Source organism: Myroides sp. LoEW2-1 (genome assembly GCF_009767705.1).
GTDB lineage: Bacteria > Bacteroidota > Bacteroidia > Flavobacteriales > Flavobacteriaceae > Flavobacterium > Flavobacterium album_A.
Map to the genome: position 1 here is coordinate 1 of NZ_WSPP01000069.1, position 11947 is coordinate 11947.

Annotated in this window: 12 protein-coding genes; 5 read left to right on the top strand and 7 right to left on the bottom strand. The window is 35.0% G+C overall.

Annotated features, from left to right (window positions below; all coding sequences use genetic code 11):
• Positions 1-218: 218 nt before the first annotated feature.
• The 6 genes from GOQ24_RS05345 to GOQ24_RS05370 form a co-directional block, all read right to left on the bottom strand.
• Positions 219-1913, bottom strand: coding sequence for a ribonucleoside-diphosphate reductase subunit alpha (locus GOQ24_RS05345; RefSeq protein ID WP_155091921.1), 1695 nt, complete (start codon positions 1911-1913; stop codon positions 219-221).
• Between the two features lie 44 nt (positions 1914-1957).
• Positions 1958-2935 (bottom strand): ribonucleotide-diphosphate reductase subunit beta, encoded by a 978-nt coding sequence (locus tag GOQ24_RS05350; RefSeq protein ID WP_155091922.1) that lies wholly within the window; start codon positions 2933-2935, stop codon positions 1958-1960.
• A 417-nt stretch (positions 2936-3352) separates the two neighbouring features.
• Positions 3353-4393 (bottom strand): hemin-degrading factor, encoded by a 1041-nt coding sequence (locus GOQ24_RS05355; protein WP_155091923.1) that lies wholly within the window; start codon positions 4391-4393, stop codon positions 3353-3355.
• Between the two features lie 10 nt (positions 4394-4403).
• Entirely contained in the window at positions 4404-5177 is a 774-nt protein-coding gene (locus GOQ24_RS05360) for a heme ABC transporter ATP-binding protein (RefSeq protein ID WP_155091924.1), read from the bottom strand.
• Positions 5177-6208 carry a FecCD family ABC transporter permease gene (locus GOQ24_RS05365; RefSeq protein ID WP_155091925.1) on the bottom strand — a complete coding sequence of 344 codons (1032 nt, stop codon included), beginning with the start codon at positions 6206-6208 and terminating at the stop codon, positions 5177-5179. The genes GOQ24_RS05360 and GOQ24_RS05365 overlap by 1 nt, the downstream gene beginning before the upstream one ends.
• Positions 6209-6213: 5 nt before the next feature.
• Complete coding sequence (locus GOQ24_RS05370; protein ID WP_155091926.1) at positions 6214-7059, bottom strand: hemin ABC transporter substrate-binding protein; 846 nt, start codon at positions 7057-7059, stop codon at positions 6214-6216.
• Positions 7060-7249: 190 nt separating this feature from the next.
• Between GOQ24_RS05370 and GOQ24_RS05375 the strand changes: the two genes are divergently transcribed.
• The 5 genes from GOQ24_RS05375 to GOQ24_RS05395 are packed head-to-tail and all read left to right on the top strand — an operon-like array spanning position 7250 to position 10653.
• Positions 7250-8464 (top strand): aminotransferase class V-fold PLP-dependent enzyme, encoded by a 1215-nt coding sequence (locus GOQ24_RS05375; protein WP_155091927.1) that lies wholly within the window; start codon positions 7250-7252, stop codon positions 8462-8464.
• A 27-nt stretch (positions 8465-8491) separates the two neighbouring features.
• A complete protein-coding gene (locus tag GOQ24_RS05380) occupies positions 8492-8911 on the top strand; it encodes a SufE family protein (RefSeq protein ID WP_155091928.1) in 420 nt (139 codons plus the stop codon).
• Positions 8912-8923: 12 nt separating this feature from the next.
• Positions 8924-9244, top strand: a complete 321-nt coding sequence (locus GOQ24_RS05385) for an SUF system Fe-S cluster assembly protein (RefSeq protein ID WP_155091929.1) — start codon at positions 8924-8926, stop codon at positions 9242-9244.
• A 2-nt stretch (positions 9245-9246) separates the two neighbouring features.
• Positions 9247-9762, top strand: coding sequence for a DUF2480 family protein (locus GOQ24_RS05390; protein ID WP_155091930.1), 516 nt, complete (start codon positions 9247-9249; stop codon positions 9760-9762).
• 45 nt (positions 9763-9807) lie between these two features.
• On the top strand, positions 9808-10653 hold the full coding sequence (locus GOQ24_RS05395) for a DUF3078 domain-containing protein (RefSeq protein WP_155091931.1): 846 nt from the start codon (positions 9808-9810) through the stop codon (positions 10651-10653).
• A 64-nt stretch (positions 10654-10717) separates the two neighbouring features.
• Here the strand turns inward: GOQ24_RS05395 and asnA are convergent, their stop codons facing one another.
• Positions 10718-11722, bottom strand: a complete 1005-nt coding sequence (gene asnA, locus GOQ24_RS05400; protein ID WP_155091932.1) for an aspartate--ammonia ligase — start codon at positions 11720-11722, stop codon at positions 10718-10720.
• Positions 11723-11947: the final 225 nt, after the last annotated feature.

Sequence of the window (11947 nt, forward strand, 5' to 3'; positions counted from 1 at the left end):
AGATAGTTTTAGTTAAATATTTGTGATTCAGAACCTTAAATATACTAATCCTATCTCTTTTTTTATAGCTTTTTTTTGCTTTTTCTTATATCGAACTCACGTAGGTTATAAGTTTTTTGATAGATTTGATTTTGACTTTATCCTCTTGAATAAAAAAAAGAGAGAACCTTTACAAAAAGCTCTCTCTTTTTAGAATTTGAATTTATGATAAATATTCTCTATGATTCACAACTACTACATGTCACTAAGTTTGTTACCATTTCCTTAGAAACACTTTGACTGCGTTGGTAGTATAATGTTTTTACACCTAATTTCCACGCTTCAATCATTAATTTATTCACTTCTTTGATTGGTAAAGCAGATGGAATATTTAGGTTTAAACTTTGAGCTTGATCGACATATTTTTGTCTGATTGCCGCTTGTTGGATAATCTCAAGTTGACTGATTTCTTTAAATGTTTTAAATACATCTTTTTCTTCTTGAGTAAGTCCTTCTATTTGTTGAACACTTCCGCCGTTAAGCATGATCGTTCTCCATGTATCTTCATTGTCTAAACCTTTACTGACAAGTAGTTCTGTTAGGTACTTATTCTTACGCATAAAGTTTCCTTTAGATAAACCAGCTTTGTAGTAATTACTACTGAAAGGCTCAATACCTGGTGAAGTTTGTCCTAAGATTGCAGAAGATGAAGTAGTAGGAGCAATAGCCATTGTTGTGGTATTTCTTCTTCCATAACCTTTTAATAATTCAGGTTCTCCATATATTCTCGCTAACTCTTGAGATGCTTTATCAGCTTTATTGCTTATATCTTCAAATATTTTATTCGTTAGCATTTTAGCTTGTAAGCCTTCGAAAGGTATCATGTTCTTTTGTAAATAAGAGTGCCATCCAAGTACTCCTAATCCCAAAGCTCTATGTCTTTTCGCAAAGCGGTTTGCTGGTGCTAAATAGTAGTTACCTTCTGTTTTCTCAATAAATTCTTGTAATACTGCATCAAGGAAATAGATTGCCAATTTAACTGCTTCTGTATCTTTCCACTCATCATATAATTCTAAGTTCATTGACGACAAACAGCAGATGAATGATTCATCATCATTTGACGGAAGCATGATTTCTGAGCAAAGGTTACTTGCGTTGACACGCATATTATTGTCTTTGTAAACTTGCGGTTTATTTGTATTTACATTGTCAGAGAAGAACAAGTAAGGCATCCCCTTTTGTTGTCTGCTTTCTAATACTTTCGCCCAAAGCATTCTCTTATCTTTATCCCCATCAATCATCTCTTGCATCCAATAATCTGGAATACAAATACCGTAAAATAAGTTTTGAATTGGATTACCAATATTGCGGATGTTTAAAAATTCTTCAGCATCTGGGTGATCAATATCTAAATAGGCTGCAAAAGCACCACGGCGAACACCTCCTTGCGATATTGTGTCCATAGCAGTATCGAATAACTTCATAAAGCTAACTGCTCCACTACTTTTTCCATTATCCGTCACTGCACTTCCTCTTTCTCTTAGGTTTCCAAAATATCCTGAGGTACCACCACCAATCTTAGTTTGCATGATTACTTCTCCTAACTTATGAGTGATCCCCTCAATACTGTCAGGTATATTCACATTGAAACACGAAATAGGCAATCCTCTTTCTGTTCCCATGTTGGCCCAAATAGGTGAACTTAAACTCATCCAACCTCTTTCTATCATTTCTTGAAATGATTCCTTTAGCTCCGGCTTATATAGTCTTCTTGCAGCTGCAGATGCAATTCGATCAATAGCACCCTCCACTGTTTCTCCCTTAAGAAGATAGCCTCTATTAAGTATCTGTTCACTTTCAGAATTTTTCCACCAAAGTTTCTCTCTTAAGTTTTTATTGTCCTCTATTTGTAATTGTAATGAGAAGTTATTCATGCTCTTAGTTTTGGTAATTTTTTATAACAATTTTTTCTTTTTTTTTAAAACAAGTCGTCTGCTGTAAAGCTTTTGTCGTGTTTAGTATAATCTACAGGTCTTTTGGCAAAGAAATCATCTAAGGTATTTGCAAATACATCTTCTTCAAACCATTGCATTGGTTTGTACTGCTCTGCAGTGATATTGAATACTTTGTCTAAGCCAATCTTCACCATGCTTTCATCTACTCTAAACTTCATAAAGTTTAGTAAGTCATGTTTGTTCACTGATTCTATATCTCCTGTTTCGAATATCCAATCCAGGATTTTGCTTTCAATTTCTATGGAGTTGTGAATGACATCATTTACATGGGCAATCAATTCTTCATCAAAGAAATCTGGAAACTCTTTTCTTATTATATTGATAATGTAAATACCTGCATTTGCATGTACTTGTTCATCTATCGAAGTCCAAGCAATAATATTGCTTACATTTTTCATTAACCCTTTGAATCTTGTAAAAGATAGGATAATGGCAAATTGACTAAACAGGGAAACATTCTCAATCAAAAGAGAGAATAGGATTAATGATACAACGTATTTTTTGCGATCTGTATTGTTGTTAGAGTTTTCTAATACCTTACCAAGGTATTCTACGCGTTCTCTAATTACGGGAATTGTCAATAAATCTTCGAACTCATCATTATATCCCAATACGTCTAATAGACGTGAATATGCCTCAGAGTGTCTAAATTCACATTCTGCAAAAGTACTACCCAATCCATTGAATTCTGGTTTTGGGAAATGTTGATAAAGGTTACCCCAAAATGTCTTGACTGCAACTTCTATCTGAGCAATAGCCAATAAACTGTGTTTGATAGCTATTTGTTCTTCTTTTGTTAGGTGTGAATGAAAATCTTGCGTGTCAGCAGTGAAGTCTACTTCACTATGAACCCAAAATGACTTATTAATAGCATCTGTGAATTGGTAAATTCCAGGATACTCAAACGGTTTGTAGTTAACTCTTTTATCAAAAATAGACATAGCAAAAAAAATTTATTTTAATAATCCGTTGCTTGTTTCACCCTAATTAGATAGGACATTTTATACCCTCAAAAATATTGATTCTTGCAGTATTAGGTGCTGCCGAGGAATATAAAGTAGGTTGAATTACAAGTTTTTGTAAAAGCTAAGATAGGACATATTGAGAGGTCATTCAACCTTTGGATTTTAAATATTTGAATTAGTTATCAACAAAGTATTAATAACTTAATTATTGTAATTTTTTGTATTTATCATATTTAAATTTCTCGCTTTAGTGTAGTTGTATATTTTTTTATTTCTCTCTGTTTATTGCACGATTATTCTCAACGTTGTTGTAAAGTATGTTGTTTTTTTCTTTTTGATAATAGCATAAATAAAAAGACCTTAAAAATTAATTTAAGGTCTTTTTATGGTTTATTACGACAAGGGTTCTACGATGTCTCTCCATGCTTGAAGTTCTGGTATTCCAGGTTTTCGTTTGCCAAAAAACTGTACTATTATTTCCCCCATTTCATTGAATACTTCAATGGCAGTTACGATACCGTCTTCAGTTGGTTTTCGCACAATCCATGTTTGGGCGATTTTGTCCATATCCAAATGCATATTGAAGTCTGGGTCTAATACATTATACCAGTTTTGGTGCCACATCAGGCGTTTTACTTCACCAGTGTGAATTTGTATATTTCCTCTATTTCCTACAAATACCATTATTGGTGTTTGCATCTCAGCTGCTTTTTCGAGCATGGTGATTATGCTTTCTTTGCTTATCTGTTTGGCGTGAAACTCATCAGGCGCTAAACGCAATGCTTGTGTTCTTGTCAAGTGATGTTTCTTTAAAAGAGAGAAGAAGTTGTGCGTATCTTTTAACTCTTTCCATTCTTGTTGAAAAGTTTTTACGTCTATTTCTTCATCTAATTTCTCATCGAGATTAACCTGATAGGCTTCTGTTGGCTCATGTGAGTCTTGGTTGTCTGATCTGTACTTTTTGACTAAGGCATCAAAAGCTGAATCATCACTTTGAGGGGTTAGGTATATCTTGTGAATTGCCTCTCCATCTTTTCCAAAGAATTGTAAACTCTTTCTCTCTTTGTCACCTGCCATCTCTACTACTGCATACGCCTTAGTCCAATGGCTTAAGAATATGCGCAAATCTATATCGGGATTGACAAATAATCCTGCATGAGGAGACGAAAAATCTGGGTTGCTATACACGCCCTTTCTTTCGTGAACACATTCATTGTTTCTTGTCAATGCCATTACTTTACCTAATTGTTCAATCTCCGATAGAAGTTCAACTAAGTTTGTATTTAATCTTGTTACTGTTTCTCCAATTTGTGTAGCTAATAGTTCAGCTTCGCTTACGTTTAGTTCTGTAGCTGCATTTCGTATTCTCAAGTGAGGATTCTGCTGTTTTAATTCAGCCCAACGTTCCTTTAAAGTAAGTGTTTCTTTGTTCATGTCTTCTAATTTACCCAAAAATGATTAAGGGATTATTGTTAACTGGATTTTTAGTTACCACGCAAGGGAAATTGTAAACACGAGAAATTATTTCTTGTGTAAGTACATTTTCTGGTATATCATAAGATACTTTTTGTCCCTTTTGTAGTAATAAGATTTTATCGGCAAATTGCGCAGCTAAGTTTAAGTCGTGTAAGACTACAATAGCTGTATTGCCTTTAGCCGTAAAATCTTTAATCAATTCTAATATTTTATGCTGATGTAGTACGTCTAAATTATTGAGTGGTTCATCTAAGAATAATAGTTTGTTCTCCACATCGTTGTTGAGTTGTGACAGTACTCTTGCTAAGTGTACTCTTTGTTTTTCACCCCCTGAGAGATGATTGTATTCCCTGCTTTTTAAAGGACATATATCAATGCATTCCATACTGTGTTGAATGGCCTTTTTATCTGCATCAGAGGGAGTGTGATCAAAATAGGGATATCTCCCCATCATGACTACATCTTCTACGTTCAAGGGAATGTCGTTGTTGTGGTGTTGAGAGAACTTCGCTTTGTGCTTAGGTAATTCTTTATCACACCATTTGTCATATTCACATGATTTCAGTAGAATCTTATTTCCCTTTTGGTGTAACTCATTTGCCAAAACACTCAGGAAAGTGGACTTACCTGCACCATTAGGTCCTAATATCGCTATAAACTCACCGTTTTCACAACTGAAGTCTATTTCATTTATGATGTAAGTTTCTCGAGATTTAAAGTTTACTTTTTGTGCTTGTATCATTATAGTGACTTTTTGAATCTTATTAAGATTGCTATGAATACTGGTGCGCCCATGATTGATGTCAATATTCCTATTGGTATCTCTGAAGGCGGTATAATAGATCTACTCAAAGTGTCCGCAACTAATAATAAAATACTTCCACATATTGTCGAAAGTGGGAGTATATAGTAGTAGTTTGATTTGAATATTAAACGCAATATATAGGGTACAATAAGACCAACAAATCCTATAGTACCAGAAAAGGCAACAGAGGTACCTACCATCAATGCAGAAAGCAATACGATGCGTTTCTTGATGCTTTCTACTGGGATACCTAAGTGTGCTGCGTCATTTTCTCCAAGCATCATGGCATTCAGTGATTTGCCTTTGTTTATTAGCAGTATTACGGCAATAAGCATCACGACTGCTAAGATGCTTACTTTTGTCCACGTAGCTCCAGCGAGACTTCCTAAAGTCCAGAAGGTTAAGTTTCTCAATTCTTCTTCTTCTGAGATATAGGTTAGTAGTCCTGTGGCTGCCCCTGTAAGTGCTGTGATAGCAACACCTGACAAAAGTAGGACGCTTACATTAGTCTTTCCTTTTGAGGTTGACATTCTGTACACGAACGTCATCGTTATCATGGCACCTATAAAACTCATTAAACTCAATAAGGAGTAGTGAACTGCCTCTGGTATGTAAGCTTTAATATAATGCCCAAGTACAATTGTTATTGCTGCAAATAGTACTGAACCAGCTGTAACTCCAATTAGATCTGGTGATGCTAAAGGGTTCTTGAACATTCCTTGTAAGGTTGTTCCAGATAGCGATAGCGCGGCACCTACTAAAATAGCCATAATGACACGTGGTAATCGCACGTCTAAAAACACATAGCTATCACTTGGGGTTACTTCTTCTTGGGTAAAGATGATTTTGATTATTGTTTGGATGCTTCCATCTTCAAACTTATAAACTCCAATGAAAATTGATACTAACGCAATTGTAATTAATAGAATGGAAAGGATTATAAGGTAAAAAGAGAGTTTTCTTTGCATTTTGTTTATTGTTGTTTAGCGAATAGGGTGTTAAGCTCTTTTGTTGCTTGGCCAAGTCTCGGTCCATATCCACTTAAAAGTTGCCCGTCCATTGCAATGATATTCTTGTTCTTTCCTGCATTGGTTTTGTCTATTCCCTCAATTTTTAAAACGCCATCAACGCCTCCCATACTCTGGATTCCTGAAGTAAACATTAGAATGTAATCTGGATTTGTATTTAAAAGAGATTCGGGAGTTAATGGTTTGTAACCTTTAAATTCTGTTATCGCATTTTGACCACCAGCTAATTGAATGATGTTATTTACAGGGGTTTCATCTCCTGCTACCATCAACATAGATGCTCCTCTTGCGTATATGAATAGTACTTTTGGAGCTACTTCAAATTGGTGTAGATTTTCCATGTCTTTTTGGATATTAGCACTGATGTGCTCATAATCTGTTATGTTTAAGGATGTTGCTATTTGCTTTACTAAGTCCTTTGTTCCTTGTACAGTGTACTTTTGATCTATTAACTCTAATTTTATTCCTGAATTGGCAATTTGGTTCTTAAGATCTTCGTTTATGTCTTTTGTGATAGCGAATATAGTCGTTGGTTTCAAAGACATTAAGCTTTCTATTGATATTTTACTCGTGTGATTTAAATCTGTAGCTGTTTTCTTTATATCCTCAGGATAAGTACTTGTAACATCGACACCTACGATATTATCTTTTTTACCTAATTCTACTAAGATTTCAGTTATCGTTCCATTCAAAGAGATGATTCTTTCTTCGATTTGCGGTTGTTCTGTTTTCTTTTGGTTACAAGAAATGAACACAAGGGTTAAGAGTGTTAATGCAATAAGTTTTTTCATTTTTATACTAATTTGAATTGAATCTAAATTGAGGCAAAAATATGAGGTTTTTGCTCCGGAACAAAACATATTTAGATTAATTTTAAATTAATATATTGTACTGAAAAGTATAGTATTGATTATCTTTGCTGTGAATTGTGCATTACTTTAAAAGCACAGGAATTATTAAGTAATAAAATTGAATAGTAGTATGTTAGATATAAAATCAATTCGAAAAGACTTTCCAATTCTTACACAACAAGTGAATGGAAAGCCATTAGTGTATTTTGATAATGCGGCTACTGCTCAAAAGCCAAAAGTTGTCGAGGATGCTATAATCAAGTATTACGAGACAATCAATGCAAATATTCATCGCGGAGTACATACGTTAAGCCAATTGGCTACCGATGCATATGAAGAAGCTAGAGCCAAAATACAAAATCATATAAATGCTAAGCACAACCACGAAATTATTTTCACTGCTGGGACTACTTTTAGTATAAACCTTGTAGCTAATGGTTTTGGTAGCTTATTAAAAGCAGGTGATGAGGTAGTCATTTCTGCTTTAGAACACCACTCTAATATTGTGCCTTGGCAGTTCGCTTGTGAGCGTTCAGGTGCTACTTTAAAGGTCATTCCGATGAATGAGCATGGAGAGCTTATCATGGAAGAATACGATAAGCTTTTGAATGAGAACACAAAGGTTGTGGCAGTGTCACATATTTCTAATGCTTTGGGGACTATTAACCCAATTCGCGAGATTATAAAGAAGGCTCATCAGTTCGGTGCGGCAGTTCTAATTGACGGTGCTCAAGCTACTCCACATATACGCCCTGACGTTGTTGAGTTGGACTGTGACTTTTATGTGTTTTCAGGACACAAAGTTTGCGGACCTACTGGTACTGGGATTTTGTACGGAAAAGAGGAGTGGTTGAATAAACTGCCTCCTTACCAAGGTGGAGGAGAGATGATCAAAACAGTTACATTTGAAAAGACAACTTATGCGTGTTTACCACATAAGTTTGAGGCTGGAACTCCTAACATAGCAGGGGGAATTGTCTTAGGTCATGCCATTGATTATTTGAATGGGATTGGCTTTGACAATATTGCTGCTTATGAACACGAACTGTTAGAGTATGGAACAAAGCGCTTGTTGGAAATTGAAGGATTGAAAATTATAGGTACGGCACAAGAGAAAACTTCGGTGATTTCATTTAATATTGAGGGAATTCACCCTTATGATATTGGGGTAATTGTCGATAAATTGGGTGTTGCAGTACGAACAGGTCACCACTGTACGCAGCCGATTATGGACTTTTTCGGTATTCCTGGGACAGTAAGAGCGTCTTTTAGTTTTTACAATACCAAAGAGGAGATTGACATCTTAGTCGAAGCTGTAAAGAAGGCTAAAATGATGCTTTCGTAATAGAGAATAATAATAAGAAAAAACAATATGACAATCAAAGAAGCACAAGAAGAAATCATTGATGAGTTTTCAATGTTTGATGATTGGATGCAACGCTACGAGTATATTATCGAATTAGGTAAGTCATTACCGTTAATCGACGAGAAATATCAAGTAGCTGAAAACTTAATTAAAGGCTGTCAATCGCAAGTTTGGCTGCATGCTGAAGAAAGTGAAGGAAACGTTTTTTTCACTGCAAATAGCGATGCTATTTTAACGAAGGGGATTATAGCTATTCTGATTAGGGTATTTTCTGGACAGAAGGCTGTTGACATTATGGATGCAGACCTTGGGTTTATTGACGATATCGGTTTAAAGGAGCATTTATCGCCAACGCGTGCAAATGGTCTTGTTTCGATGATTAAACAAATTAAAATGTATGCCTTAGCTTATCAAGCTAAAAATTAATCAGAGCAAATTATGGAAGAAATAGATGTACAAAAATTAGGAGAAAATATCGTAGGTATTCTTAAGACTATTTATGACCCTGAGATTCCTGTAGATATTTATGAATTAGGATTGATTTACGACGTATTCGTAAATGAAACAAATGATGTTAAAATTCTGATGACTTTAACTTCACCAAACTGCCCTGTGGCTGAAACACTGCCGATGGAAGTAGAGGAGAAGGTCAAATCTATTGACAACGTCAAAGGAGTTGAAATTGAGCTTACATTTGATCCACCTTGGACAAAAGACTTGATGAGTGAAGAAGCTAAGTTAGAGTTGGGAATGCTGTAATTATGGAAGGAGAAATTGTAAATAAAGTTGCCAATAGTGCTTTGAAAGTTTTCGACTTAGAGGACTATTATCCTACTAATCCTCGATTAGAGATAGACATTGCTCAATGGTTGTATGAGGGATTTGTGTTGCGTGAGAAAGAGTTTAGAGCTGCCTTGAAGGAAGTAGATTGGAATCAATATCAAAATGCGTATGTAGGTTTGTATTGTTCAACAGATGCGATTTTACCTGCTTGGGCGTATATGGTTTTAACCAGCCACCTACAACCTGTTGCAAAACGTGTGTTTTTAGGTGATAAAGCACATTTGGAAAAATCAATTTATCAAGAAATTTTATTTAGTATAAATTACGCTGAATATAGGGATTTACCAGTTATTATTAAAGGGTGCTCAAATAAGGCAATCCCAGAGGAGGCCTACGTTTTGTCTACTCAATTGATGATGGAACACGCTCGCTCAGTTATGTTTGGTGAAGCCTGTTCGGCAGTACCTGTTTATAAGCGAAGTCTTAAAAAATAGATCGCATTATTTGGATTTTATATTTTTGTTTAAAAATTTAACAATATGAAAAAATTCTTATTAAGTTTATTAGCTGTTTCTGCTTTTTATTCATCTCATGCTCAAGAAGCTGAGACTACGGAAGTAACTGGTCCATGGAAATCTAAAGGGAACTTTGCAGTTCTTGTGAGCCAATCGAGTTTCTCAAACTGGCAAGCTGGTGGAGATAATAACTTTTCTGGAAATTTGAATTTGAATTATGATTTGAATTACCAAAAAGAGGATTGGACTTGGGATAACAAGTTAATCGTGAACTATGGTTTTACGAAGCTAAAAGGGGAGGACCAAAAGAAAACTAATGACCGTTTAGAGTTGAATTCAGTTTTAGGTAAGCAAGCGTCTAACAATTGGTACTATTCATTATTCTTAAACTTTAAGACACAAATGGATAGAGGAACAGATAAAGACGGTGGATACAATTCACACTTTATGTCTCCTGCTTACTTACAAATCGGACCTGGTATGTTGTGGAAGAAAAATGATAACTTAAAAGTTAACATTGCTCCTGCAACTTCGAGATTTATCTTCGTTCACAGTCATTTTACTGATTTTGGAGACGCTTTTGGTGTTGAGAAAGGAAAATCAATGGAGTATCAACTGGGGATGTCTATCAACGGATACTACAAATTCGACATTATGGAGAATGTATCTGCTGAGAATATCTTAAACCTTTATTCTAATTATTTAGAAAAACCAGGAAACGTTGTAGTTGACTATCAATTGAACTTAGTGATGAAAATCAACAAGTACTTATCAACTAACTTTACTTTCCAAGCGGTTTACGATGACCAAGCTTACAAAGGATTTCAGTTAAGAGAAGTATTAGGAGTTGGCTTAAGCTATAATTTCTAAGAAAGCTATCTTTTAAAGAATATGAAAAAGGCACAATACGATTTAGCGTATTGTGCCTTTTTTATTATAGAAGGTTGATGCCTTGTTTTATTGCGTCTTCTCTTACTTGGTCTGGCCAAATACTTGCTTGGACTTCTCCAATGTGTTTTTTCTTTAAGAGAAACATACATATTCTCGATTGTCCTAATCCACCACCTATGGATAGTGGTAACTGATCCGTCAACAATAAATTGTGATAGTATAACTTTGATTTGTCTTGTGATCCAGTTAAGGCCAATTGATGTTCCAATGCATCTTTATCTACTCGAACCCCCATGGAAGATAATTCTAATGAGCGACTCAACTCTTCATCCCATACAAGCAAATCCCCATTTAAACCGTGGTACTTGTCTTCTGAGATAGTACTCCAATCGTCATAATCACTTGAGCGACTATCATGGGATTCTCCGTTGCTTAATTTGTAGCCAACTCCTATGATAAATACAGCGCCATATTCTTTCGCTATGGCATGTTCTCTATCTTTTGGAGTTAGTGTAGGGTAAAGTTGTAAAAGTTGCTCAGAATGAATAAAAGATAGCTTTTTAGGCAATACTCTTTCGTATCCATACTGCAAGTGAACTTCTTCTTCCGTGTTTAGCAGGGATTGATAGATCAGTCTCACAATTTTCTTTAAGTAACTCAAACTTCGATCTACTTTGTCAATCTTTAATTCCCAATCCCATTGATCTACGTAGATTGAGTGTATTGGGCTACTGTCTTCATCAGGACGCAAAGCTCTCATATCCGTTAAGATACCTTCATGAACTTCTAGCTCTAATTCTTTCAGGCGAATTCTTTTCCACTTCGCCAAAGAGTGGACTACAACACCGTGATTATTGTTAAGAAATTTTACTGGAAACGACACTGGACGCTCGATACCATTCAAGTCATCATTGATTCCTGTTCCTTCATTCACGATCATTGGAGATGAGATAGGGTACAAGTTCAATGCATTGCATAAGTTTTGAGAAAATGTTTTCTTAACTAGTGCAATGGCTTCTTCGGTTTGTAAAATTTCTTGTTTACTCATGATATTTAATTTTTAAAATGTTTCAGTTTAAAGCAAAAAAAAGCTCCTCGAAAGAGGAGCTTTAAACGGATAATGAAATAATATATAATTAACTTAAATCAAAAACAATAGCATCCCTCTTTGAATCGTACGGCGAATTCAAATTATTATTAGAGATATTATTATTTAATGATTGATACATATAATCTTTGTTTTTTATGTAAGTGTAAATGTAGTAATTTTTTT